This window comes from Pseudochelatococcus contaminans (genome assembly GCF_014195635.1).
Classification (GTDB): Bacteria; Pseudomonadota; Alphaproteobacteria; order Rhizobiales; family Beijerinckiaceae; genus Pseudochelatococcus; species Pseudochelatococcus contaminans.
The window spans coordinates 1-22321 of the sequence record NZ_JACICC010000012.1 but is presented as its reverse complement, the minus strand read 5'-3'; the positions used below and the strand labels follow the sequence as shown (position 1 = coordinate 22321).

Below are 22321 nucleotides of genomic sequence, written 5' to 3'. Positions count from 1 at the left end.
GGAACCGCCTATCTTGATGGGCGGTCTCCGAACCCACATCCGGCCGGCACCGTTGCCCGGTCCCTCCATGCCGACGGTTCGGGGGCATCGATCAGCAACAGGAGGCCAGTAATGCTCTACCCGACATATCTGCGCCGCAGCGATCCCTTTGCGCTGATGCGCTCCATGATGCGCGATCTCGACCGCGGTTTCTGGCCGCCGGCCCGCGCGGCGTTCCCGGCGGTGAATGTCTGGCAAGGCCCTGAGGCCGTTGCCATCGCCGCTGAACTTCCCGGCATCGAACCGGGCGACATTGAGATTTCGGTTAAGGACAACGTCCTGACGCTTTCGGGCGAACGCAAGGCGCCCGAGGTTCCCGACGGTGCGCGCTGGCACCGCAACGAACGCGGTTTCGGCAGGTTTTCCCGCACTATCCGCCTGCCGGTCGCGGCCTCGGATGACAAGGTCGAGGCGAGGATGACGAACGGCGTATTGCGGATCGTCATCTCCCGGCCCGAGGAAGAAAAGCCGAAGAAAATCGAGATCAAGGCAGCCTGAGAGGAGCTGGAACGATGAGCACCGACATCACGCAAGCCGCCGAAAAGACGCCGACCGACTCGCCCGAGACCACCGGCGGCGGACGCATCTACCGCCCGTTGACCGATATCGTCGAGACCGATCAGGGTGTCTCCATGATGCTTGAAATGCCTGGGGTCGCCGCCGATGCGGTCGAAATCACGCTCGAAAATCGTGTGTTGACGATCCGCGGCAAAGTTGACCCGGTGCGGCCGGAAAACCTCGAACTTGCCTATGCCGAATATAGCGAGGGCGATTTCGAGCGTGCCTTCACGCTTTCCGAGGACTTCGACCCCAACAGGATCGAAGCCGAGATGCGTGGAGGTGTCCTCACCCTGACGCTCCCCCGAGCCCCTGAAGCGCAGCCGAAAAAGATCGCCGTCAAGGGCGCCTGAAAACCGAAGGAGACCATATCATGCAGATCAAAGACCTCATCCCCTGGGCGCGCAAGGACGGCGCGCCAGATGCCAAGAGCAGCGAAGACAACCCGATCGCGACACTCCAGCGCGAAATGAACCATGTGTTCGAGAACTTCTGGAACCGTGTCGGTCATTTCGAATGGCCCTTTGGCAGCGGCGAAGCGAAATCCGACGTGGTCGAGACCGACAAGGCGATCGAAGTATCGATCGAGCTGCCGGGCATGGAGATGAAGGACATCGAGGTGACGGTCAACGATGACATGTTGACTGTGAAGGGGGAGAAGAAGATCGAGCGCCAGGAGGAGAAAAAGGGGTATTACCTGTCCGAGCGCAGCTACGGCGCGATCTACCGGACAATTCCGCTCCCTCCCGGTGTGGATGGCGAAAAGGCGCAGGCATCCTTCAAGAACGGGGTTCTGACGATCAAGCTGCCCCAGACTCCCGAGGCGCAGGCGAAGGTCAAGCGCATCGAGGTCAAGAACGGCTGATTTGCCACATTGGGTGTCGCCGGTTTGCGGCGTCCCCTCCGCTCCTTGCGATATCGCACCGTCTGGAGAAGCCCCGGGGAGCTTGTCTCTCCGGGGCGGCCTTCGAGAGGCAATCATGAAAGACTTGCAATGATCCGGGCTGACCCGTGAACAATGGTCGGCGATGACGCTCTACGAGAAGTTCGAGCAAGTTGTCATCTTCGTCCTCAGCGTCATCATTGCGGCGATCGTCGTGGCGTCGGTCTGGGCGCTGATGCGCGAAGTCGTGAACCGCCTGGTTCTGGGGGCATTCGACACTCTCGATTACGCCACCTTCCAGGTGGTGTTCGGCATGATCTTCACCGTGGTGATCGCGCTCGAGTTCAAGCGCTCCCTTCTTGTTGCGACCGAACGCAGCTTCGGGATCCTCCAAGTCCGCACGGTCGTGCTGATCGCGCTCCTCGCCATCGCGCGCAAATTCATCATCCTGGACCTCGGCGAGACGGAGCCGGCAAAGATTGCCGCACTCGCCGCCGCAGCGCTTGCACTGGGCGCTGTCCACTGGCTGGTGCGCGATCAGGACCGGCGCGAACTCGGAGACCGTACGACGACATGACCGCGACCTCCGCCCGCCACCGTCTGCTCAATCTCGTGCAATCGGCGCTGCTGCTCGGACTCATGGCGGCGCTCGCCTGGGTTTCGGTCACCGTGATCCTGGGGCCCGGAACGGGGCTGCTCGTCGCGCTCGGCATGGTCGCCGGCCTGTTTCTGGCCCCCGACCTGTCCCGACGAATGCTGCTGTCGGCCTATCGCGCCCAGCGTCTGACGGGGCGCGAGGCCCCCGGTCTCATCGCAGCACTTGCCGAGCTCGCGCGCCGCGCCGGCCTGCCGCGCACCCCGGCGCTTTATCGCGTCCCGAGCCGGCTGCCGAACGCCTTTGCCATGGGCAGCCCCGAGGACAGCACGATCTGCGTCACCGACGGGCTGCTCGAGATCCTCGACGGCCGCGAACTTGCCAGCGTCCTCGCGCACGAGATCGGCCACATCGCCCATCGCGACCTCTGGATCATGGGGCTCGCAGATGTGATGTCGCGGCTGGTGTCGCTGGCAAGCTGGATGGGACAGTTGCTTGTGCTGGTGAACCTGCCGCTCGTGATGGCGGGCATGGTCCATGTGCCCTGGTCGGTCGTGGTGCTCCTGATCTTCGCGCCCACGCTGATGGCGCTGATCCAGCTCGGGCTGTCGCGCACCCGCGAATACGATGCAGACCGGGTGGCGGCGGACCTGACCGGCGACCCCGAGGGGTTGATCGGCGCGCTCGGCAAGCTCGAGCGCCGCGTCGGCCGGTTCTGGGAGGACATCTTCCTGCCCGGCAGACGCATCCCCGAACCCTCGCTGCTGCGGACGCATCCGCCGGTGGAAAGCCGGATCGCGAGGCTCCGCGCGCTGGCCCCCAGCCGAACGCTTTCCGTCCCGCCGATGGCCGGGCACGCGATGCCCGCACTGACGTCGCCACAGGCTCAACCGCGGTTCAGGTCCTTCGGATTTTATTGGTAAGGCAGCCGGACGGCTGACGGAAACGCACGTAAGTCATTGCTTTGTAAAGTAAATCAGTGGAGAAGGTTGTCTTTCAGACCCATCCCCTCCGCCACTTTGGTAAAAACCGGGAACGCCGATTCCCGCCGACTTTCCTCCTTTGGTGGCTACCGGCGTCCTCAATAGGGTGTTTTTTGCTGCCCTCGATGTAGATCGCGTCGTCCGCGATCTCGGCGTGTTGGGCGAAGGCGCGGACATGTTCCCGCCGATAGCCGCCCTTTCCAAGCCGGAGGCGAGTGCGAGCTTCGCTTGCCAGTTCCGGCACGGCCGCTTTGGCGTGAATCTAAATTCAAACAGCAAAGCGCCCGATGGATTGCACCGGGCACTTCTTTCTCAAGTCACCTCGAGATTACTTGGTAGCGAGGATTTCGAAATTGTGGACGTTTGCCACCACACCGTCGTCCCATCCACCTGAGATCAATTCTGAAGCCTTTTCATTCAGGAGTCCGGCGACTTGTCCGGCAAAGTGCGCTTCGCGGCCAGAGTTGTCGGCAAAGATGTCGAAGATGGCGAAGTTGTTCCCGTCAATCTGCAGCGCCGCCCAGAACAATGTCTTGGGTTCAGTTTCTGCGACGATGGGGCCGGCGGCGGTCAGCAAGGCTGCCAATTCGGGGCCTTTACCTGGAGCAGCTTCGAGCTTGATGTAAGTTGCGGTCGTTGCCGTGTAGAGATCAACCGGCGCCTTTACCGACAGGACATCGGAGTTGTTGATATTCGCGACAACACCGTCGTCCCATCCTCCGTCGACCAGCGCGTCGGCGTTTTGCTTCAAAGCCGCAGCAACCGCTCCTGAGAAGTGAGCGTCGCGTGCTTCTTCATCTGCGAAGATGTCAAAGATTGCGAGCATATCGTCGGCTTGCAGAGCAAACCAAAGTACAGTTCCCGTCTCTGTTTCCCGCACGATAGGTGCGGCACCTGCCAGAAACTCCGCGAAGGCTCCGGTCTGGCCTTCGGCGGCGGGCATGGCGATGTAGCTGGCAGTATGATTTTCCATTGCGTTGTCCTGTGCAGTTGCAGAAGTTGTGAACAGAGCCAGTGCGGCGAATGTCTGAAGGATTTGCGCTTTCATGGTCGTCTCCTGCTTTGAAGTGCATCGTGTTTGGTTTCGATGCACTCTTGTCCCATGCTGGGTGCGCCGGGCTCCAATTCCGAAATTCTATTCTTTGATAGACGTGGACTATCGAACTTGTTTTGATGGCCTGAAATGAGATGTGACGGAGAATGTGGCGATGGAAATGAACCAGATCAGGTATTTTCTCGCCGTCTGCGAGCACCGAAACTTCACCCACGCAGCCAGTGCCTCCAATGTCTCCCAACCTTCCTTGACGACTGCGATCAAGAAACTTGAAGACGAGCTTGGAGGTGACCTGTTTGTCAGGGACCGTGCGGGATGCAGGCCTACGTCCCTCGGTAAACTCATGCAGCCAAGGTTGCAGAAGGTTCACGATGAGACGCGACAGGCTAAGGCAGAGGCGGTCCGTCATATGCGCTTGGAGCGGGTTCCAATCTCTGTCGGTGTCGGCGAAACGATTGGCCACAACAGGATTTCGGCAGCTATGGAGCGTACTCGTACGCGATTGCCGCAAGCCGAAATCGAATTGATCGTTGCGTCAACCTCCGAGCTTCTTGCCGGGTTACGAGATGGTGAATTTGACGTTGTAGTCACCGCAGAGAAGGTCAGTGAAGACCTCTATCGTATAGACCATCTCTATGAAGAGGACTACAAGGTCGTGGTGTCAAAGTCGCATCCGTTGGCTGAACTAAATGCGATCTCTCTTTCGGCTCTTGCTAAAACTGACATGCTTGACCGCCTAAATTGCGAAATGCGGGATGTTTTGCATGGGACCTGCGCGGATCATGGTCACGAGCTCTACGCGGCCTATCGGTCAAATCGCGTGGATTGGTTAGTTGAACTTGCTCGGCAAGGGTCAGGTGCGGTGATCCTGCCAGCCACCGCTATTCCTTCGGACATGGGCCTGGTGTCGAAACCCATCGATGGCCTTGAAATATCAAGAACTGTTTTGGCCCTTCGATATCGGCACCAAACGACGAGACCAGAGACAAATGATCTGATCCGTGAGATGACGCGCACGCTGGCGTAGTGAGGTCGGTAATCGACATTCGCCCATCGTGCAGCATTCGTCACTTTGGGCTCAGACCAGACTTTCGCGGCATCACGCTCGAACGTCCGTTCTACTTTTCTTCGAGATCTCGCCCGCAATCCGCCACTTAGCGCTGGAGAAATTGCGCCAGATTGCGGTGAAGGTCACAGCGAACCACACCCATTGTGTGCGGTGATAGTCGTCGGTGACGAGGCCGTACTCTTCAAGAAGCCACCGCGCCGCGTGAGGCGACCTTCGGCGCGGGTAACAGTGGGTGGGTTCTTTTCAATCTTGAAGAGCCGCTTGATTTCCCTGATGACCTCTTCAGCAGACGGCCCCGACTTTGCCGTCGGGTGGAAGTGAATGAACGGCAGGTTTCGGGCGCCGAACGCGGCGCTCCGAACGGCGACAATGGGGTCGGAAGCTGTCGCAAAATATGGTCGAAAGATATGTCTTTGTCGTGAAGGTTGTCGCTCCAACAACATGGAGCGCAAGAAATGGAAATATCAGTACCCGCCGCCGCCCCAAATACCTCTTCTCGGGACTGACCAAATGTTCCTGCTGTGGTGGCGGCTATTCCGCGATTTCGGCGACGCTGATCGGATGTGCGACGGCGCGCAACAAGGGGACCGGCATCGATCACAACTTGCAATCGACGCCGGTAAAGATGGTTGCGGGAGGGCGCCCCCATCATAACTTGCTGTTTCGGGCCGCCGCATAGCAACCTTGCCAAGGTTGGAGTCAAGGGTTCGAATCCCTTCGCTCTCTTCAGATTTCTAAAGGAAATCAAAGGATTGAGTAAGGGCCATCTTCGGGTGGCCCTTCCCTTTTTGGGCTTGGCCAACACCTGGTCAACACGAATGACGCCTGAGCAGGCAGGACGGGATGATCGCCTGAACACCAGCCGGACGATGCCTCGGCGAGCCGAACTGATTCGAGTCCGTCTCCAATGCGCATTGCCCAACTGGCTCGGGCAGACAAGTGGACCCGCGTATCGTTTCAGGCCGGGCGAGTTCCTTCACCGCGACCAGCAACAGCCCGATGGACAGGAGGGCCGGAATGACGGGTACACTGCCGCCATGCCAGCGTTTTGTTTCGGCGCTGGGCTGGAGATGCCCATAAGGATCAGGGCGAGAACGGCGTTTTTGCCGGCGCGATTCCAAGTCTCGAAGACGTCCGACTCTTGGCTCAGGTAAGATGAGGTACATCACAGGCGCCCAATCCCCGAACGATATCGAGCGCGCTCAAGTTCGATCCTTAAGGCTGCCTTAAGCCTCGTATAGAAATGCGACCTGGAACCTCGGGTGATAACCATGCGCGTGCTGATAGTCGAAGATGATGCCGTCCTCAGAGACGGATTGACGGTGGGCCTTTCGATTGGCGGCTTCACCGCCGATGCGGTCAAAACCTGCGAAGAAGCCGGCGCAGCTCTCACGAACCATGAGTTCGATGCGCTGGTGCTTGACCTGATGCTTCCCGACGGTTCCGGCCTCGACGTGCTGAAATCCCTGCGGGAACGGCAGGACGCCACGCCCGTCCTCCTCCTGACTGCGCGTGATCAGGTCGCCGACCGGATTCACGGACTGGATGCGGGGGCCGACGACTATCTCGGCAAGCCGTTCGACCTCGACGAGGTCGCGGCGCGGCTGCGCGCGCTCGTCCGCCGTGCCGCTGGCCGGCCGCAGGCGCTTATCGAATGGCGCGGCCTGCGGCTCGATCCTGCAAACCAGAATGTCGAACACCAAGGCGAACCCATCCGCCTGTCGCGGCGCGAATACTCGATTTTGCATGCCCTCATGATCCATCCCGGCCGGATCCTGTCGCGGAGCCAGATCGAGGAGAAGCTTTACGGCTGGCAGGAGGAGGTCGAGAGCAATGCTGTCGAGGTCCACATCCATCATCTTCGCGGCAAGCTGGGACCGGGCATGATCCAGACCGTCCGTGGGATCGGCTATCGCCTCGGAGACGAACCGTGATGCCGTCGATCTCCAAACGGCTGTTCCTGATCCTCGCCCTGACCACCGGTCTCGTCTGGCTGTCGGCGGTCGTCTGGATTTTCCTTTCCACGCGCGCGGAGGTGGAACGGGTTCTCGACGCGCGGCTGATGGAAGCCGGCCGGATGGTTTCCTCATTGATCGTCAGCCAGGAGATCGCCATCGATCCGACGCAAACGATCACGTCCGATCTGCCGGTGCGCGGCCACAGCGCCTATGACCGCCAGCTTTCGTGCCAGATCTGGTCGCTGCAGGGGACATTGATCGGGCGATCGGATGCGGCGCCCGATCAAGCAATGTCGGAGCACACCGACGGGATCTCCGAAACCGTGATAAATGGTGAGCGGTGGCGGGTTTATGCAATCACCAATACCGAGCGCGGTGTTCGCGTTCTGGTCGGCGACAATCTGAGTATCCGTAACGGGTTGGTGAACGACGTCATCCGCGGTCTTCTCCTGCCGGTCCTGCTGATGTTGCCGGTTCTTGCTGTCCTGATCTGGCTCAGCGTCAGGCGCGGCCTTGAGCCGCTAAGGAAGATCGCAGGCGACCTGGAAGCACGACCCGCCTCCGACCTCAGCCCGATCGAGGACGTGCAGACCGCGAAGGAGATTGCGCCGGTCTTGCAGTCGCTCAACGGATTGTTTGCACGCGTGGCCGGGCTTCGGGAACGCGAGCGCAACTTCACCGCCTTTGCCGCCCACGAACTGCGCACGCCGTTGGCCGGCCTCAAGACGCAGGCGCAGGTCGCGCTTGCAAGCGGCGATGGCACGATCCGCGAGCAGGCATTGCGTCAGATCATGGTTGGCGTAGACCGCACCGGCCGGCTCGTTCGGCAATTGCTGGATATGTCGGCGGTTGAGGCGCTCGACCAGGGCGAGCGTAGTGGGAAGGTATGGCCCGGGAGTATACTGAGAGCGCTCGCGGACGAATTAGCAGATCCGACCAGGGGCGTTGCGGTCGAGGTTTCCCCTGATCTTGACCGCATCGAGCTGGACATCGAGCCGGATCTGTTCGCTCTTGCTGCCCGGAATCTGATGGAGAACGCTGTGAACCATTCGCCGCCCGGAGGCGTCGTCAGGTGTCGTGTGGCCGGCCCCGCCGAAGAGGGCCAGATGATCATCGAGGATGATGGTCCCGGTATCCCCGAGGAGGAGTTGGCCCGCGTCACCGAACGCTTCTTTCGCGGCCGCAACAAAGTACCGGTCGGCAGCGGTCTCGGTCTCGCGATCGTCGAACTGGCGCTCGGGCGGAGTGGTTGGCACCTACGACTTCAGAATCGCGATTGCGGAGGGCTGCAAGCGGTGATGGCGAACGCCGCGTGACCCGTTGCACATACATGGTGCGGGGCGCAGCCAACTCATCTTCAAGAAGATGGAGTGCCAGCAGGATGCGCCAACGCAGGGAGTGATCTTCTCGCCGCGCGACGAAGCTATCCCACCAAAAGATGCCCCATAGCCGGATCTGCTATCACAACCAGCGGGCTCCCGTCGCGAACGTTGTCGGCGAGGTGGATGACATCCTGATTGATCATCCGGATGCATCCTGATGAAACGGCCTGGCCGATGGTCCAGAATTCCGGGTTTCCGTGGATGCGATAGATCGTGTCCCGGTTTCCTTCATGAATGTAGAGGGCGCGTGCTCCAAGTGGATTTTTCAGCCCCGGGTCCATGCCGCCATTGGCGATTGAGTAGGGCTCTAACTCGGGTTGGCGCGCAACCATTTCATCGGGAGGTGTCCAGCGCGGCCATTCCCGCTTGTATGCGATATGACGCCCTCGACCAGCCCACGAAAAACCGTCCCTGCCGACACCCACACCGTATCGGGTTGCGCGGCCGTGAGGCTGAACGTGGTAGAGGTAACGGTTTGGCGTATCGACGATGACGATTCCGGCTCGTTCATCGGTTGGATAGTCGACTTCCGTCCGCCACCATTTCGGATCGACCTTGGAAACGTCGACTTCCGGGATCGGGAAGCGCTCGTTCGGCAGTGCGTAGTACATCGGGGGCGTCGGCGGCGGAGGAGGCATCGAGACCGGCTGCGCGACTTGCGGTGTTTGCCTCGTGGAAACGCATCCGGCGAGAGTCATTGCGCTGGCGCCAATGAGGAAAGCGCGTCGCGCGATTGCGGGTGTCGGTAGCTTGCTCACGTTTCGTACGCTCTCTGCTTTGCGATCAATCAGGCCGCACAGCACGATGCCCATCTTAAGAGCAGCTTAAGGTAAGCGCGGCCGAAGATAGCGAAGCGGCGGGGACTTCAGGCGCCGGCCTGCGGCTCAAGTGATCCGGCCGAACAGGTTTTCGATTGGGTGGGGGCACTTTGTTGGAAACGCGGGCTTGCGTCGCAGGCGAGGAGCACTTTTCCGCCCTTAAGCGGGCCTTAAGGAACGCCCGCTTTGCCGCCGGTCCTGTGAAGGAGACGAGGATGCGGACGCGACTTTTAAGAAACAACGCCGTAGCGTCCGCGGAAGGTGTTGGATGCGGCATCGATGCTGATGCTCGACGCAAGAATGACCAATGGACCCGCCGCGAGCTTCTGCTCGGGGGCCTGGTGGTGCCGGTAGGATTGTTGGCGACTCCCAGCGGGATGGCCGCCGCCAATCCGGCTGCAATGGTCACGGACGTCGCTTCCTACCGGGAGAGACTGGAGCAGATCGCACGAACACATAGCTTCGCGCTCATCGACATCCGTGCGGATTGGTGCGCGGTGTGCCACCGCATTGAGCGGGAAATCCTCGCCCACCCTGCTGTGCTGCAACACCTTGAGGCTGTCCCTCTCGTCAAGGTGGACGTCACGGCGATGGACGAGGGAAACCGCCAGCTCCTCTCCCACCTTCGAGCGAGCGGCCCGCCGACATTCTTCGTCGTGGATGCAGCCACCGGACAGGAATACAACGGCACCCGTTCGGTCGGACCGTTCAGCAGGCGCGATCTCATGCGGCGGTTGCGGCCGTTCACCCGATAGTCCGGAGTCAGGATAAACTGCCGTCGCATCTTCGGCTCAATGCGGTCCTTAAGACTGTCTTAAGCTCGGGAGAGTGCGCTCGCTTCAATATCCATGATCTGGAGCTTTGAGACCATGCACGATCGGCGCCTCTGCACACGTAGACCTCATCCTTTCGCTATGGGTAGGCCGCCGTTCCGCGGTGCATTGAGTCGGCGGACCTTGCTCTCGGGCCTGGCGGCGCTCGCTGCCGCCGGCTTTGCCATGCCCGTGCGTGCCGACGACATGTCAGCCGAGATGATCCTGAACGACCCGGAGGCGCCGGTCGGCGGCAACCCGAACGGCGACCTGACGATCGTCTCGTTCTTTGACTATAACTGTCCTTTCTGCAAGCGCACCGTCGAGCCGCTGAATACGGTGCTGGAATCGGACGGCAATGTGCGTCACGTCTACAAGGACTGGCCGATCCTCGCGCAGTCTTCGGTCTATGGCGCAAAGCTGGCGTTGGCGGCCGGGTATCAGAACCGCTACGAGGAAGCCTATCTGGCGTTGATGGGTATCGAAGGGTCGCGGGTGCCAGAAGAGCAGATGCGACAGGCATTGGAAGGTGCCGGCTTCGACACGGCGGGTCTCGAGACCGAAGCCAACCGCCGCGACGCCGAGATCACCGCCTTGCTTCAGCGCAATAACGCGCAGGCCGAGGGGCTCGGTCTGCGTGGCACGCCCGTGTTTCTGATCGGTCGGTTTCTCGTCGCCTCCGCCCTCGACGAGGACGGCTTCCGCCAGGTTGTCGCAGACGCTCGCGAAGCGTCTTGATGCATCCCGATCGCGATCATCCGAGTAATTTCATGTCCTCAATGCCCATACTCCGCCTCCTTGCTGGCCTGTTCTTCGTCTTCCTGTCGCTGCCCGCCGCGGCGCAACAGGAGGATCTCCTGCAAGCCGAGGAAGCCTTCCGTTTCTCGGTTGAGCGGAATGCGGATCAGCAGATCCAACTCCGGTGGGAAATCGAGGAAGGCTATTACCTCTATCGCGATCATCTGGAAGCGAAGGATGCCGCGACCGGCGAGCCGATCCCGCTGTCGACTGGACCGGGCGTCGTGGAGACAGAGGATGCCAACTTCGGTCCTTCGGAGGTCTATTATCTTGAAGCGGTGGCACGTCTCGGCACTGAAGCGCCCGGGCAGGTCGCAGTCACCTATCAGGGCTGCAAGAAGGATTCGATCTGCTATCCGCCGCTGACCCTGACGGTCAACACGGCAAACCTTCAGGTTTCCGAACCCGTTGTCGGCTTTGGCATAGGTCCAACTCCGGCCGCCCCTGCCGGAGGGACGGGAAACGGCGGCTTCAGCCTGGCTGAGGACACGCAGGACGGCGGCATGGTCGGCTCGCTTCTCGCCAGCGGCGGTGCGATCTGGGTGATCGTGAGTTTCCTCGCCTTCGGGCTGTTGCTCGCCTTCACGCCCTGCGTGCTGCCCATGTATCCGATCCTGAGCGCGACCCTGGCGCGCGAGGGCGAGGCATTGACGGCCCGGCGCGGCTTCATCCTGTCTTTGGCCTATGTGCTGGCAATGGCCGCAGCGTTTGGCCTGCTTGGCGTGGTTGCCGCGTGGTCCGGCCAAAACCTCCAGATGGTGCTGCAATCGCCCTACGCCATTGGCGCCGTCGCAGCGCTGTTCGTCGTGCTGGCGACGGCGATGTTCGGCCTGTTCGAACTGCAACTGCCGACCACCTGGGTCAGCCGGATGGCAGGGGTACAGGCCGGCACGCGCGGCTCGGTGGGCGGAGCCGCCGGAATGGGCTTCCTTTCCGCGCTGATCGTCGGTCCCTGCGTCACCGCGCCGCTCGCCGCGGCACTTCTCTATATCGCACATACGGGCGATGCCTGGATCGGCGCGAGTGCGCTGTTTGCCCTCGGGCTCGGCCAAGGCATTCCGCTGATCGCCTTTGGCACGATGGGGAGCCGCGCTCTGCCGCGTGCGGGGGCGTGGATGGTGCAGGTCAAATACGCGTTCGGCTTCGTCTTTCTCGGCGCGGCGATCTGGATGGTCTCCCGAATCCTGCCGCCGCAAGTGACGCTGGCGCTTTGGGCGGGCCTCCTCTTGATTGTTGCGGTCTTCATCGGCGTCGCTGATCGGCTCCTGGCCGATGCGGGTGCCTGGCCACGTTTCCGCAAAGCCGCCGGACTTGGGGTTTCCCTCGGCGGCGTCATCCTGGCGATCGGGGCGGCGTCGGGCGGGACCGACCCGCTACGTCCGCTCGCCCACTTCGTCATGACCGGTTCGGGCCAGCAGATCGCCCAGTCCGAGATGACATTCATCGAGGCAAACTCGACGCCGCAGGTCGAGCAAGCGATTGCCTCTGCCAACGGACGTCCGACATTGGTCTATTTCACGGCCGACTGGTGCGTCATCTGCAAGACGATCGAACGCGACGTCTTTTCGAGCACGGAAATCGTTGCCGCACTGAACGACTTCCAGCGTGTCAAGGTGGATCTGACCGGACTGGATGAGGCCAGTCAGGGTCTGATGCGCGATCTTGCTGTGGTCGGCCCACCGACCATGATCTTCTTCAACCGAAATGCCTCGGAGGCAAACGGCTCCCGCCTCATCGGCGATGTGACAACCGATACGTTGCTGACATCGGTCTCTCAGGCGAGGCAGTGAGATGAACGCAGTCGCCATCGGGCCTTTCGTCTTCGCACCCGACCGCTTCGCCGCGATCCTCGCCATCGCCGCCTTTCTCCTGCTGAGCGAGATCCTCGCCCGCAAGGTCGATCAGCGCTTTTCGTCCTGGGCCTGGGGCGCGACCGTCGCTTTCGTGGTCGGCGCGCGCGTCGGGCACGTCATCCAGCACGCGAGCAGTTTCCTCGCCGAGCCGCTGCGCGTATTCTACATGTGGCAGGGCGGCTTCATGATCGAAGCCGGCATTGCGCTGGCGTTCGCCTACACGTTCTTTCGCTTCCGGCGCGAATTGCGGCTCACATTGTGGACGGCCCTGCCGAGCGCCGCTGCGGCCTATGTCGCGTTCTTCGTACTGCAGCTCAGCGCCGGCGTGCCGGCGACACCGCTGCCGACCGGAGACATCTACCGCACGCTGGCCGGAGAACGGTTCAATCCAAGTGAACTCGAAGGTCAACCTGTGGTCATCAACCTGTGGGCGACGTGGTGCCCGCCCTGCCGCCGTGAAATGCCGATGATGGCGGACGTTGCCGCAAATACGGACGCTGCCGAACTTGTCTTCGTCAACCAAGGTGAAGGCCAGGAGATCATTCAGCGCTACCTCACAGCCGAGAATCTTGAGCTTGAGCATGTGGTGCTCGACGGACTCGGTGAGTTCGGTCGTCATTACGAGGTACCGGGCCTGCCGGCTACGTTGTTCCTCAAGAGCGACGGGACGCTGCAATCGGTACACATGGGCGAGATCTCAAGAGAAGCCCTCGTGAGCGGCATTCAAGGTCTCGAATAGCCGCCGCAGGTCCGGCACGGCTGGCTTTTGCTGACGACCGTGACGAAGCTGCGACCATCCTCATGATGTTTTGTCATGCAATCCTCATTGAGCCTGCCATTCTCGGACGCTATTGGGCAAGGCAACAGGTCTTAGGGCCTTTGATCGAGACGAGCCTTAATTGTCTCCATCTGCTCGATCTCGCTGCGCTGGGCTGCGATGATTTCTTCGCAAAGCGTCAGCAATTCAGCATCGCGCAGGTCTGCTTCCCGGCACATGAGGATCGCGCCCGAGTGGTGCGGGATCATCGAATCGATGAACTGCCCGTCACCGATCAGGGTTTGGCTTCGTGTGGCTGCGAATGAGGCGATCGTCAAGACGAGGAAGACGGCGTAGAGGGTGATATTGAGCCCTTTTCGCGGAAACATGCCGGGCATCGTTGCCAGCATGAAGATGCCCATCGGCGCCCACATGGTCACGGCCATGTAGAACATGTTGAGATTGTTTCGGAAATCTTGAAATCCGTCGATCATCGAGAACATGACGACGTACATGACGATCAGGCCGAGCGCCATGTTGATCCAGAACATCAGGTAGGGACGTCCTTCGCCGTGATCGGCGTGTTCGTGCTTGCCATTATGGGACGATTGGGTCATCTCGTGGCTCCTTGGTTTTCGCTTAATGTCCGAGACCGATGCCCATGGGCTTGAGTAGCATCCAGATCGCCATTCCGACCATCATCAGGTTCTCCGTCAGCGAGACGAAGCCGAGCGGAACGTTGCTGTCACCGCCAACGCAGGCGCATTTGAGTTCGCGCTTGTCGATATAGACCGCCTTGAAGACCGATACGGCTCCGACAGTGCCGATGAAGAGGGCAACGGGGATCGACAGCCACATCAGCGCGCCGGCCATCATCAGGATGCCCGCCAGCGCTTCGGCGAACGGATAGACGTAGGAGTAGCGCACCCAGCGCTGGGCGAACAGATCGTAGTTGAGGAACATGGTAGCGAAGCTTTCCACGTCCTTGAGCTTCTGCAGGGCGAGCAGACACATGGCGATGGCAATGAACCATTCTGCCGCCGCAACGGTCGCAAGGGTACCGAACGCGGCCCAACTCGTCGCTAGCGCCATCAACGCAGCCATCGCGAACAACGCGATCACCGGCGTATAGGTGGTGGCGTCCTTGTCCTTTACCTCCTTGCCGAAGAAGGCGAGAAGATCGTCGTAGCCGCCGATGCGATTGCCGCCGATAAAGGTCTGCGGTGTGGTGTCGACGCCGTGCGTTTTCTTGAAAGCATCGATCTCGGCGCGCGACGTCAGCTCATGATCGTTGACCTCGTAGCCCTGCCGTTTCAGGAGGTCGAGCGATTTGAGACCGTAGGGACAGGTATGTTCGTGGGTCACCATCCTGTGCAGGTCGGCGCGTTTTGCGGTGGAAGTGGCCATGTCGTCAGTCCTTCGATTTCAGAGTTTTGCTTTTGCGAACACCTCGACCAACTCGCTGAATTTGCGGCGTTGCGCGTCCGCATCACCTGCCGCTATCGCTTCCTCGACACAGCAAGCGGCGTGGGTCTTGAGGATTTCGGTCTCGACCTTGGCCAGCGCCGCCTTGATGGCGTGGATCTGATGCAGGATATCGATGCAGTAACGGTCATCGGCCACCATCTGGCTGACCCCTCGCACCTGTCCTTCGATTCGCTTGAGCCTCGCGCGGAGGGCTTTGTTGTCCTTCTGGCACATGGCCGTAAAATACCCCGTATGGGTATATTTAAGGTTCGAGAGCCATCTTGGTTCCCTCCGATCAAAAAATCTCGCCGGCGCTTTCTGTCTGCTTTGCACCATTGTCGCGATCATCAGTGGGGTTGACCTTCCAATGGTTGGAACCCTCATCTTGGAGGGCCAAACGAAGGAGATGGACATGAAGATCAGAGCCGAGAATCTGATCGCCGCAGTTGGAGAGCTTCGGGTCGGGTTGCTTGCGGTCAGGGATCTGGCCGATACGCTGTTATCCCTGGTCGAGGCCCGCGGACGCATCACCATTTTCGAAACAGGGTTCCAGACGTGGTTCAGCGTCCACGCGAGCCGTTTGCCTTGACCGAAGGCGCACCGATGGGGCGCTTGTCGCCTTCGCGGTGGCAACCGTCCTCGTGCTGATGACCGGCAAAGGAAAAGGGCGGAATTGATCCGCCCTTCACCGTCTCATTGGCTGCGCTTGGCCAGCCATTCCTGCATCTGCGCGATTTCCGCCTCCTGGGCGGAGATGACCTCCTCAGCAAGTGCTCGCACCTCGGGGTCTGATCCGTGTTCGAGAACGACACGAGCCATGTCGATGGCGCCCTGGTGATGGGGGATCATGCCGCGCATGAAATCCTCATCCGCATCGCCCGTAAACTCGATCGCCATATCGGCATGCATCTTGTCGTTGACTTGCTGGTAGGCGCGAATGACAGGGTTATCCGAAGGCGCGGTGGCGCCGTGTCCGGCATGTTCGCCGTGATTCATGGTCGCTCCTTGGCCTTGCTCGTCCATCTGAGACTGTGCGTAGGCGAGTCCGCCAGCAATGACGAACGCGCCGGCAATGAAGATCGGGGTGAGCTTGTTCATGACACAGCTCCTGGTCAGTTTACAGTTGCAGGATAGCCGGCTTCTTCGAGAACCTGCTGAATAGCCCCCGCACTAGCAGTCGTCTCAACCTTGACCGCCCGCGCCTCCGGATTCGTCTCCACCCTGGCGGTGGGGTCGACTGACTGGATCGCCTTGGTGACGGATTTTGCGCAGCCACCGCAGGTCATGTTCTCGATTCTGAGTTCCATGAGAATTCTCCTTGTTTGGTCTCACGTTGCCAAATGTGGGGCTTCCAACCATGGGAAGGTCAATGGCGATTTTTCTCTGTTTGTCCTCTTGACCTTCCCATGGTTGGAAACCCCATCTTCTGTCCGAACTGGAATTTCGGGACAAAAAAGGAGGCGGCTATGAATGCCCCCGTTCGAGCAACAGACCTGTCTGGAACGATATCACTCCCCATTGAGGGGATGACCTGTGCATCCTGCGTAGGTCGTGTCGAAAGAGCCCTCAAGGCCGTGCCTGGCGTCGCCGATGCGGTCGTCAATCTGGCGACCGAAAAGGCGAGCATCACCACGAACGCTGCGGTCGATCCTGCCACTCTCGTCAAGGCCGTGGAGGATGTAGGCTATGAGGTTGCGGCAAGCTTCTCCGCGCCGACGGCAGCCTCGCTTGAAGTGGCGATCGAGGGCATGACCTGCGCATCCTGCGTGGGACGCGTCGAAAAGGCGCTCAAGGCCGTACCCGGCGTCACTAATGCCGTCGTCAACCTCGCGACCGAGAAGGCCACGATCCAGGGCAGCGCCGATGCGGCGGCTTTGGTGGCTGCCATCGAGGGCGCGGGATACGACGCCAGGGTGATCGCCACGGCGGCAGGAACCAGCCAGGGCGAGACGGATGATCGTACCGAAAAGAAGGAAGCGGAACGTCGTGAACTGACCCGCGATTTCACCATCGCGGCGGTGCTGACGGTGCCTGTCTTCATCCTGGAGATGGGCTCACACGTCATTCCGGGCATGCATGACCTGATCGCTTCAACCATCGGCATGCAGACGAACTGGTATATCCAGTTCGTGTTGACGACCATCGTCCTGTTCGTTCCGGGTATCCGCTTTTACGACAAGGGGCTGCCCGCCCTGTGGCGGCTCGCCCCCGACATGAACTCGCTGGTCGCGGTCGGCACGCTCGCCGCCTATGGCTATTCGCTGGTCGCGACCTTCGCGCCCGGTTTCCTGCCTGCCGGAACGGTGAACGTCTATTTCGAGGCTGCCGCCGTCATCGTGACGCTGATCCTGCTCGGCCGTTTGCTGGAGGCTCGTGCCAAGGGACGCACCTCCGAGGCGATCAAGCGTCTCGTCGGCCTTCAGGCCAAGATGGCGCGCGTGCGCAGGGACGGCAAGACGATCGAACTGCCGATCGACGCCGTGCTGTCGGGAGACATCGTCGAGGTTCGTCCCGGCGATCGCATCCCGGTGGATGGCGAGGTCATCGAAGGCCAGAGCTATGTCGACGAATCGATGATCACGGGCGAACCGATCCCGGTGTCCAAAACGAATGGCAGCGAGGTCGTGGCCGGAACGGTGAACCAGAAGGGCGCCTTTGCCATCCGTGCGACGGCGGTCGGCGGCAACACGGTGCTGTCGCAGATCATCCGCATGGTCGAGGAAGCGCAAGGCTCAAAGCTACCGATCCAGGCGCTGGTCGACAAGGTCACGATGTATTTTGTGCCGGCGGTGTTTGCGGTAGCGATCCTCACCTTCGCCGCATGGATGTGGTTCGGCCCGTCGCCCGCGCTGACCTTCGCTCTGGTCAATGCCGTCGCCGTCCTGATCATCGCCTGCCCCTGCGCCATGGGTCTGGCGACGCCGACCTCGATCATGGTGGGCACGGGCCGCGGTGCGGAACTGGGCGTGCTCTTCCGCAAGGGCGAAGCGTTGCAGCTGCTCAAGGACGCCAGGGTCGTCGCCGTCGACAAGACGGGCACACTGACCGAAGGCAAGCCTGCGCTCACCGATCTGGAACTGGCCATCGGATTCAACCGGGCAAATGTCCTCGGTTTGGTTGCGGCCGTCGAAGCGAAGTCGGAGCATCCGATCGCCCGTGCGATCGTGGATGCGGCCGCCGGGGAGGACATCCCGCTGCCGGCCGTGTCGGACTTCGAGTCGGTGACGGGTTTCGGCGTCAAGGCCATGGTCGGCGGCAGCCAAGTCGAGATTGGCGCTGACCGCTACATGGCAGACCTCGGCCACGACGTAGCTGCCTTCGCCAAGATTGCCGAACGTCTCGGCAATGAGGGCAAGTCACCGCTCTATGCCGCCATCGACGGCAAGCTCGCGGCGATTATCGCCGTGGCCGATCCGATCAAGGAGACGACGCCCGCAGCGATCAAGGCGCTGCACGATCTCGGCCTCAAGGTCGCGATGATCACCGGCGACAATGCCCGCACGGCAAAAGCCATCGCGGCTCGGCTGGGGATCGACGAGGTGGTGGCGGAAGTGCTGCCGGACGGCAAGGTCGACGCTGTACGCCGCCTCAAAGCCCAGCATGGCAAGGTCGCTTTCGTCGGCGATGGCATCAACGACGCTCCGGCGCTGGCCGAAGCGGATGTGGGCCTTGCCATCGGCACGGGTACGGACATTGCCATCGAGGCAGCCGACGTGGTGCTGATGTCGGGCAGCCTGCAAGGCGTGCCGAACGCGATCGCACTGTCCAAGGCGACGATCGGCAACATCCGGCAGAACCTGTTCTGGGCCTTTGCCTACAACACGGCTCTGATCCCCGTTGCCGCCGGTCTGCTCTATCCGGCCTACGGCATCCTGCTGTCGCCGGTCTTTGCCGCCGGCGCGATGGCCCTGTCGAGCGTCTTCGTCCTCGGCAACGCGCTGAGGCTCAAGACCTTCCGCGCGCCCGCGCAGGCGGAAAGCGGCGCAGTCCGGCCCCGTCAGCCTGAACTTGCGCCTGCGGAATGAGAAACAGGCGAGCCTGCTTCGGCAGGCTCGCCACATGTAAAGGAATGAAGCGATGACCAATACGGGAACTCCGTCAGTGGTGCTGTATACCACGCCAACCTGCCCCGATTGCCATGCCGTCAAGCGATGGCTTGCTGACCAGGGTGTCCCATTCGAAGAGCGTGACCTGTCAGATCCGCAGATCGCCGAAGAGGCGAAAGCGCGGACCGGCGTGCGCGTTGCCCCGATCACGATTGTCAACGAACAGGTCTTCTATGGCACCTTTGCTGACCAGAAACCTCGTCTGGCGGAAGCCCTGTCATCGGGCGCCGCCTGAGGGAGATTGTCATGGGAAGACAAATCGAAATTCGGCAGGCGGGGCGCATCATCGACGTGCCGGATGGCCGAACCATTCTGGAGAGAGCGCTAGAAGAAGGGATCGCATATCCTCATGGATGCCGTTCGGGCCGCTGCGGCTCGTGCAAGTCCCGACTGGTCAGCGGCGAGGTCGATCTTCTGCCGCACACGCGCTTTGCCCTGACGGACGATGAGCGGTCTCAGGGACTGATCCTTGCATGCCGCGCGCAGCCGCTCACGGATTGCACGGTCGCATGGCTCGATGAGGAGGAAGAACAGCTTGATCTTCCCGTCCGCACCTATCGCACGCGGGTTGTCGCGATCGATGACGCAACCCACGACATCCGGCAAATCAGGCTGGAGGTCGAAACGGGAGAGGCCGTCGCGTTCAAGGCGGGCCAGTATGCGCAGGTGACGTTCGATGGCGTTCCGGCGCGCGACTATTCGATGGCGAACCAGCCGGGTCGAGACCATCTCGAATTCCACATCAGGCATGTGCCCGGTGGAGCGACGAGCGAACACGTCGCCAGGTCACTCAAGGTCGGCGACGAGGTTTCGGTTCGCGGGCCGCTCGGCAGTTCGTTTCTGCGCGAACAGCATACGGGTCCAATTCTGGCGGTCGCCGGCGGATCGGGACTGGCGCCGATCAAGTCGATTGTCGAAACGGCGCTGGCAAGCGGCCTGCGGCAGCCGATCCATCTCTATTTCGGGGCACGGACGGAACGTGATCTCTATCTCGTCGATCATTTCAGTCTTCTGGCGAGCACCTACGACAACCTCACCTTCATGCCCGTGCTTTCGGAGGTGAGCCGATCCGATCACTTCCGAACCGGCCTGGTAACGGATGCGATCGTGAGTGACGTGCAGGACCTCAATGGCTGGAAGGCATATATGGCCGGACCGCCTGCCATGATCGATGCTTCCGGCATCATGCTTCGCGAACTGGGCTTGCGCGGCGAGGACATACATGCGGACGTGTTTTTTACGCCCGAAGAAGCGCCTACATAAGTCGAAGAAAGGAACCAGCGATGAACATCGGTAAAGCAGCGGCGGCATCAGGCGTCTCGGCGAAGATGATCCGCTACTACGAATCGATCGGATTGATCGCGGAAGCGTCGCGGACGGATAGCGGATACCGGGATTACTCCGATAAGGACGTGCATACGTTGCGTTTTATCAGGCGTGCGCGCGATCTCGGTTTCTCGGTCGAGAAAATGACGGAACTGCTTGCGCTCTGGCGAGACCGAGACCGGGCGAGCGCGGACGTCAAGCGCGTGGCGCTCGAGCATGTCGAAGAACTTGAACGGAAGGCGCGTGAACTCAGGGAGATGAGCATGACGCTCAAGCACCTTGCCGAGAACTGCCGGGGCAATGCCCGGCCGGACTGCCCGATCATCGATGAGTTGGCGACGACTGATGACCCTGAGACCAGCCCCACACACACCCGCGATCGTTCCGGCGCGACAGGGAACAGGTTCGAGCACACGAGGCCCGTCGTGTCGGCGAAGGCGGAAAGAAGCGGTCACGGTGCCAGGGAGCAATAGCCATGACGCTTGCCGGCGAAATCCTGCACCTGTTCAAACGGGCATGTTCGGACGGCGACATGGAAGTTGCCGAGAAGCTATTGCAGGCTCTTGAACTGATTGATGCGCGAGGGCTCGGCGTCGCAGCTTCGCACAAGCCGTTGTCTCAAGCTTATCTGGCTATCGGAGAACTTCCTGTGCCTCCGAAAAAATGTCAGCGGCATCACTAGGACATCATCCGTTCAATGAGGCCCAAGGATGGATGAGCCGGAAACGGGACGGGTCAATGCCGACTTCGCAGGTCAACAACTGCCCGCGTAGGCGGGACTCCGAAACTCAGCGGCGGCGGGAGACCTCCTCCTGATATCCGCGCTCTCGTTCCGGCCAAGTACTCTTAATAAAAGCGAGGACAGCCCGGATCTCGCCGTCGCTCAGGGCATCGGCAAAACCAGGCATGTCGCTCTCATAGCTCCCTCCGACGATGGCCGCTGTACCCTCCTTGACGATGCGGAACAGCATCTCATCGGCATGGTGCCAGGTGTGGCCGCTCTCGTCGTGCGGCGGTGCGGGCAGCCGACCGGAGGGAGGCGGCGAGCGCCAGTCCGGCTGCCCTTCGAGATTCGCACCGTGGCAAGACGCGCATTGATCCGCATAGACTTGTCGGCCCTGCTCGACGACCTCCGCTGATGCCGCAGCGATGGATTCGGAACGGGCGTAATGCCACCCAGCCAATGTCGCCACGATCGCACCTGCGAGGAGCGACCCTGCCCAGAATGTATTTAGGAGCTTCTTTCGCATGGCACGCATGTTCAGTAACGAGGAATTGCAACGCACGAGATGGCAAGGAGGATTTGCCAGTGGTGCGACACCATTTGCAATAGACATTCCGGTGAGTAGTACCTATCGTTCCAGTATGTTTGCGCGCGTTGTCTCCATGCTTGCCATAATCGGCGTCGCCGTCATGACGATGGCATTCTCCGCGCACGCGGCACGAATGAGCATACCGCCGGAACAGGCTGTGCATGTGGGCGAGATTACAAACTCTGCAGCCGGCATTGAGCCTGCATGCACCAGCAAACACTGCGGATCGGCAGACATGGATGCGGGAACCTGTGAACTGGTTTGTGCAGGTTTTTCAATCTTTCTCGTATCACCGAGCGGTGGTTCTGGAAACCAATACACGTCAACCGCCTATGTTCTGCCGCCTGATGCCAGCATTCCCGGTCGGGCGCTCGGACTGAACGAACGCCCTCCGAAGATCCGTCTCCTCTGATCGCGCCCGGGCATTCGGCCCGCGGCCTTCCGACAGCTTTGAGCCCACATTTCCCAAGTAAGGCGCTGATTTCGCTGTCCTGACCATTATATTTCCTATATAAAACATGGTGTTGAAGGCTGCGAGGGGCGCGTTTCA

The 22321-nt window shown here is 60.9% G+C and carries 28 protein-coding genes and 1 tRNA gene; 21 read left to right on the top strand and 8 right to left on the bottom strand.

Features of this window, described 5'->3' with window-relative positions; genetic code table 11:
• Positions 1-111: 111 nt before the first annotated feature.
• The 5 genes from FHS81_RS15945 (at position 112) to FHS81_RS15925 (ending at position 2998) form a co-directional block, all read left to right on the top strand.
• Entirely contained in the window at positions 112-537 is a 426-nt protein-coding gene (locus FHS81_RS15945; protein ID WP_183754604.1) for an Hsp20/alpha crystallin family protein, read from the top strand.
• A gap of 14 nt (positions 538-551) precedes the next feature.
• Positions 552-950 carry an Hsp20/alpha crystallin family protein gene (locus tag FHS81_RS15940; RefSeq protein ID WP_183754602.1) on the top strand — a complete coding sequence of 133 codons (399 nt, stop codon included), beginning with the start codon at positions 552-554 and terminating at the stop codon, positions 948-950.
• A 20-nt stretch (positions 951-970) separates the two neighbouring features.
• On the top strand, positions 971-1462 hold the full coding sequence (locus tag FHS81_RS15935) for an Hsp20/alpha crystallin family protein (protein WP_086466662.1): 492 nt from the start codon (positions 971-973) through the stop codon (positions 1460-1462).
• Positions 1463-1625: 163 nt separating this feature from the next.
• The gene (locus tag FHS81_RS15930) at positions 1626-2057 is read left to right on the top strand and encodes a phosphate-starvation-inducible PsiE family protein (RefSeq protein WP_183754600.1); all 432 of its coding nucleotides are present in this window, start codon (positions 1626-1628) and stop codon (positions 2055-2057) included.
• A complete protein-coding gene (locus FHS81_RS15925) occupies positions 2054-2998 on the top strand; it encodes a zinc metalloprotease HtpX (protein WP_036751092.1) in 945 nt (314 codons plus the stop codon). The genes FHS81_RS15930 and FHS81_RS15925 overlap by 4 nt, the downstream gene beginning before the upstream one ends.
• Positions 2999-3386: 388 nt before the next feature.
• Here FHS81_RS15925 and FHS81_RS15920 read toward each other — a convergent pair whose 3' ends face one another.
• The gene (locus FHS81_RS15920; protein WP_108462684.1) at positions 3387-4106 is read right to left on the bottom strand and encodes a hypothetical protein; all 720 of its coding nucleotides are present in this window, start codon (positions 4104-4106) and stop codon (positions 3387-3389) included.
• 160 nt (positions 4107-4266) lie between these two features.
• On the opposite strand from FHS81_RS15920, the gene FHS81_RS15915 reads away from it, so the two are divergent.
• The 5 genes from FHS81_RS15915 to FHS81_RS15895 all read left to right on the top strand — a co-directional run bounded on the left by FHS81_RS15915 (position 4267) and on the right by FHS81_RS15895 (position 8455).
• Positions 4267-5139, top strand: a complete 873-nt coding sequence (locus FHS81_RS15915) for a LysR family transcriptional regulator (protein WP_183754598.1) — start codon at positions 4267-4269, stop codon at positions 5137-5139.
• Positions 5140-5575: 436 nt separating this feature from the next.
• Complete coding sequence (locus FHS81_RS15910) at positions 5576-5860, top strand: hypothetical protein (RefSeq protein WP_183754639.1); 285 nt, start codon at positions 5576-5578, stop codon at positions 5858-5860.
• A tRNA-OTHER gene (locus FHS81_RS15905) sits at positions 5817-5907 on the top strand. Before FHS81_RS15910 ends, FHS81_RS15905 begins: the two co-directional genes overlap by 44 nt.
• Before the next feature lie 545 nt (positions 5908-6452).
• Positions 6453-7115, top strand: coding sequence for a response regulator (locus FHS81_RS15900; RefSeq protein WP_012092695.1), 663 nt, complete (start codon positions 6453-6455; stop codon positions 7113-7115).
• The gene (locus FHS81_RS15895; protein WP_012092694.1) at positions 7115-8455 is read left to right on the top strand and encodes an ATP-binding protein; all 1341 of its coding nucleotides are present in this window, start codon (positions 7115-7117) and stop codon (positions 8453-8455) included. Before FHS81_RS15900 ends, FHS81_RS15895 begins: the two co-directional genes overlap by 1 nt.
• Before the next feature lie 107 nt (positions 8456-8562).
• Here the strand turns inward: FHS81_RS15895 and FHS81_RS15890 are convergent, their stop codons facing one another.
• Positions 8563-9219 (bottom strand): L,D-transpeptidase, encoded by a 657-nt coding sequence (locus tag FHS81_RS15890; protein ID WP_109707754.1) that lies wholly within the window; start codon positions 9217-9219, stop codon positions 8563-8565.
• 335 nt (positions 9220-9554) lie between these two features.
• On the opposite strand from FHS81_RS15890, the gene FHS81_RS15885 reads away from it, so the two are divergent.
• From FHS81_RS15885 to FHS81_RS15870, 4 genes are all read left to right on the top strand, one after another.
• On the top strand, positions 9555-10094 hold the full coding sequence (locus FHS81_RS15885) for a thioredoxin family protein (RefSeq protein ID WP_012092692.1): 540 nt from the start codon (positions 9555-9557) through the stop codon (positions 10092-10094).
• 186 nt (positions 10095-10280) lie between these two features.
• On the top strand, positions 10281-10889 hold the full coding sequence (locus FHS81_RS15880; RefSeq protein WP_037092232.1) for a DsbA family protein: 609 nt from the start codon (positions 10281-10283) through the stop codon (positions 10887-10889).
• A gap of 41 nt (positions 10890-10930) precedes the next feature.
• A complete protein-coding gene (dsbD, locus tag FHS81_RS15875) occupies positions 10931-12739 on the top strand; it encodes a protein-disulfide reductase DsbD (protein WP_049768453.1) in 1809 nt (602 codons plus the stop codon).
• Position 12740: 1 nt separating this feature from the next.
• Positions 12741-13541 (top strand): TlpA disulfide reductase family protein, encoded by an 801-nt coding sequence (locus FHS81_RS15870; RefSeq protein WP_012092689.1) that lies wholly within the window; start codon positions 12741-12743, stop codon positions 13539-13541.
• 131 nt (positions 13542-13672) lie between these two features.
• On the opposite strand, the gene FHS81_RS15865 is transcribed toward FHS81_RS15870, so the two are convergent.
• The 3 genes from FHS81_RS15865 to FHS81_RS15855 are packed head-to-tail and all read right to left on the bottom strand — an operon-like array spanning position 13673 to position 15374.
• Positions 13673-14176: a DUF305 domain-containing protein gene (locus FHS81_RS15865; protein ID WP_012092688.1), complete on the bottom strand. Its 504-nt coding sequence runs from the start codon at positions 14174-14176 to the stop codon at positions 13673-13675.
• Positions 14177-14198: 22 nt separating this feature from the next.
• A complete protein-coding gene (locus FHS81_RS15860) occupies positions 14199-14966 on the bottom strand; it encodes a glutaredoxin family protein (protein WP_012092687.1) in 768 nt (255 codons plus the stop codon).
• 18 nt (positions 14967-14984) lie between these two features.
• On the bottom strand, positions 14985-15374 hold the full coding sequence (locus FHS81_RS15855; RefSeq protein ID WP_012092686.1) for a metal-sensitive transcriptional regulator: 390 nt from the start codon (positions 15372-15374) through the stop codon (positions 14985-14987).
• Between the two features lie 64 nt (positions 15375-15438).
• Here FHS81_RS15855 and FHS81_RS15850 point away from each other — a divergent pair, with 64 nt between their 5' ends.
• Positions 15439-15615, top strand: a complete 177-nt coding sequence (locus FHS81_RS15850; RefSeq protein ID WP_156122387.1) for a hypothetical protein — start codon at positions 15439-15441, stop codon at positions 15613-15615.
• 104 nt (positions 15616-15719) lie between these two features.
• Here FHS81_RS15850 and copM read toward each other — a convergent pair whose 3' ends face one another.
• Positions 15720-16124 (bottom strand): CopM family metallochaperone, encoded by a 405-nt coding sequence (copM, locus tag FHS81_RS15845; protein ID WP_012092685.1) that lies wholly within the window; start codon positions 16122-16124, stop codon positions 15720-15722.
• Between the two features lie 14 nt (positions 16125-16138).
• Positions 16139-16333, bottom strand: coding sequence for a heavy-metal-associated domain-containing protein (locus FHS81_RS15840; RefSeq protein WP_012092684.1), 195 nt, complete (start codon positions 16331-16333; stop codon positions 16139-16141).
• Between the two features lie 159 nt (positions 16334-16492).
• Between FHS81_RS15840 and FHS81_RS15835 the strand changes: the two genes are divergently transcribed.
• The 5 genes from FHS81_RS15835 to FHS81_RS15815 are packed head-to-tail and all read left to right on the top strand — an operon-like array spanning position 16493 to position 21140.
• Complete coding sequence (locus FHS81_RS15835; protein WP_028034409.1) at positions 16493-19051, top strand: heavy metal translocating P-type ATPase; 2559 nt, start codon at positions 16493-16495, stop codon at positions 19049-19051.
• Positions 19052-19103: 52 nt separating this feature from the next.
• Positions 19104-19367, top strand: coding sequence for a glutaredoxin family protein (locus FHS81_RS15830; RefSeq protein WP_012092682.1), 264 nt, complete (start codon positions 19104-19106; stop codon positions 19365-19367).
• Positions 19368-19378: 11 nt separating this feature from the next.
• Positions 19379-20395 carry a 2Fe-2S iron-sulfur cluster-binding protein gene (locus FHS81_RS15825; protein WP_012092681.1) on the top strand — a complete coding sequence of 339 codons (1017 nt, stop codon included), beginning with the start codon at positions 19379-19381 and terminating at the stop codon, positions 20393-20395.
• A 20-nt stretch (positions 20396-20415) separates the two neighbouring features.
• The gene (gene cueR / locus FHS81_RS15820; RefSeq protein ID WP_012092680.1) at positions 20416-20931 is read left to right on the top strand and encodes a Cu(I)-responsive transcriptional regulator; all 516 of its coding nucleotides are present in this window, start codon (positions 20416-20418) and stop codon (positions 20929-20931) included.
• Positions 20932-20933: 2 nt separating this feature from the next.
• Positions 20934-21140: a hypothetical protein gene (locus tag FHS81_RS15815; RefSeq protein WP_028034408.1), complete on the top strand. Its 207-nt coding sequence runs from the start codon at positions 20934-20936 to the stop codon at positions 21138-21140.
• Positions 21141-21246: 106 nt separating this feature from the next.
• Here FHS81_RS15815 and FHS81_RS15810 read toward each other — a convergent pair whose 3' ends face one another.
• On the bottom strand, positions 21247-21708 hold the full coding sequence (locus FHS81_RS15810) for a c-type cytochrome (protein WP_028034407.1): 462 nt from the start codon (positions 21706-21708) through the stop codon (positions 21247-21249).
• Between FHS81_RS15810 and FHS81_RS15805 the strand changes: the two genes are divergently transcribed.
• A complete protein-coding gene (locus FHS81_RS15805; RefSeq protein ID WP_197057541.1) occupies positions 21707-22183 on the top strand; it encodes a hypothetical protein in 477 nt (158 codons plus the stop codon). The genes FHS81_RS15810 and FHS81_RS15805 overlap by 2 nt on opposite strands.
• Positions 22184-22321 lie beyond the last annotated feature (138 nt).

Excerpts from the sequence above, each read along its gene's own strand:
- FHS81_RS15945 (WP_183754604.1), top strand. The coding sequence starts at position 112 with ATGCTCTACCCGACATATCTGCGCCGCAGCGATCCCTTTGCGCTGATG.
- FHS81_RS15940 (WP_183754602.1), top strand. The coding sequence starts at position 552 with ATGAGCACCGACATCACGCAAGCCGCCGAAAAGACGCCGACCGACTCG.
- FHS81_RS15935 (WP_086466662.1), top strand. The coding sequence starts at position 971 with ATGCAGATCAAAGACCTCATCCCCTGGGCGCGCAAGGACGGCGCGCCA.
- FHS81_RS15930 (WP_183754600.1), top strand. The coding sequence starts at position 1,626 with ATGACGCTCTACGAGAAGTTCGAGCAAGTTGTCATCTTCGTCCTCAGC.
- FHS81_RS15925 (WP_036751092.1), top strand. The coding sequence starts at position 2,054 with ATGACCGCGACCTCCGCCCGCCACCGTCTGCTCAATCTCGTGCAATCG.
- FHS81_RS15920 (WP_108462684.1), bottom strand. The coding sequence starts at position 4,106 with ATGAAAGCGCAAATCCTTCAGACATTCGCCGCACTGGCTCTGTTCACA.
- FHS81_RS15915 (WP_183754598.1), top strand. The coding sequence starts at position 4,267 with ATGGAAATGAACCAGATCAGGTATTTTCTCGCCGTCTGCGAGCACCGA.
- FHS81_RS15910 (WP_183754639.1), top strand. The coding sequence starts at position 5,576 with ATGGTCGAAAGATATGTCTTTGTCGTGAAGGTTGTCGCTCCAACAACA.
- FHS81_RS15900 (WP_012092695.1), top strand. The coding sequence starts at position 6,453 with ATGCGCGTGCTGATAGTCGAAGATGATGCCGTCCTCAGAGACGGATTG.
- FHS81_RS15895 (WP_012092694.1), top strand. The coding sequence starts at position 7,115 with ATGCCGTCGATCTCCAAACGGCTGTTCCTGATCCTCGCCCTGACCACC.
- FHS81_RS15890 (WP_109707754.1), bottom strand. The coding sequence starts at position 9,219 with ATGACTCTCGCCGGATGCGTTTCCACGAGGCAAACACCGCAAGTCGCG.
- FHS81_RS15885 (WP_012092692.1), top strand. The coding sequence starts at position 9,555 with ATGCGGACGCGACTTTTAAGAAACAACGCCGTAGCGTCCGCGGAAGGT.
- dsbD (WP_049768453.1), top strand. The coding sequence starts at position 10,931 with ATGCCCATACTCCGCCTCCTTGCTGGCCTGTTCTTCGTCTTCCTGTCG.
- FHS81_RS15870 (WP_012092689.1), top strand. The coding sequence starts at position 12,741 with ATGAACGCAGTCGCCATCGGGCCTTTCGTCTTCGCACCCGACCGCTTC.
- FHS81_RS15865 (WP_012092688.1), bottom strand. The coding sequence starts at position 14,176 with ATGACCCAATCGTCCCATAATGGCAAGCACGAACACGCCGATCACGGC.
- FHS81_RS15860 (WP_012092687.1), bottom strand. The coding sequence starts at position 14,966 with ATGGCCACTTCCACCGCAAAACGCGCCGACCTGCACAGGATGGTGACC.
- FHS81_RS15855 (WP_012092686.1), bottom strand. The coding sequence starts at position 15,374 with ATGATCGCGACAATGGTGCAAAGCAGACAGAAAGCGCCGGCGAGATTT.
- FHS81_RS15850 (WP_156122387.1), top strand. The coding sequence starts at position 15,439 with ATGAAGATCAGAGCCGAGAATCTGATCGCCGCAGTTGGAGAGCTTCGG.
- copM (WP_012092685.1), bottom strand. The coding sequence starts at position 16,124 with ATGAACAAGCTCACCCCGATCTTCATTGCCGGCGCGTTCGTCATTGCT.
- FHS81_RS15840 (WP_012092684.1), bottom strand. The coding sequence starts at position 16,333 with ATGGAACTCAGAATCGAGAACATGACCTGCGGTGGCTGCGCAAAATCC.
- FHS81_RS15835 (WP_028034409.1), top strand. The coding sequence starts at position 16,493 with ATGAATGCCCCCGTTCGAGCAACAGACCTGTCTGGAACGATATCACTC.
- FHS81_RS15830 (WP_012092682.1), top strand. The coding sequence starts at position 19,104 with ATGACCAATACGGGAACTCCGTCAGTGGTGCTGTATACCACGCCAACC.
- FHS81_RS15825 (WP_012092681.1), top strand. The coding sequence starts at position 19,379 with ATGGGAAGACAAATCGAAATTCGGCAGGCGGGGCGCATCATCGACGTG.
- cueR (WP_012092680.1), top strand. The coding sequence starts at position 20,416 with ATGAACATCGGTAAAGCAGCGGCGGCATCAGGCGTCTCGGCGAAGATG.
- FHS81_RS15815 (WP_028034408.1), top strand. The coding sequence starts at position 20,934 with ATGACGCTTGCCGGCGAAATCCTGCACCTGTTCAAACGGGCATGTTCG.
- FHS81_RS15805 (WP_197057541.1), top strand. The coding sequence starts at position 21,707 with ATGGCACGCATGTTCAGTAACGAGGAATTGCAACGCACGAGATGGCAA.
- FHS81_RS15810 (WP_028034407.1), bottom strand. The coding sequence starts at position 21,708 with ATGCGAAAGAAGCTCCTAAATACATTCTGGGCAGGGTCGCTCCTCGCA.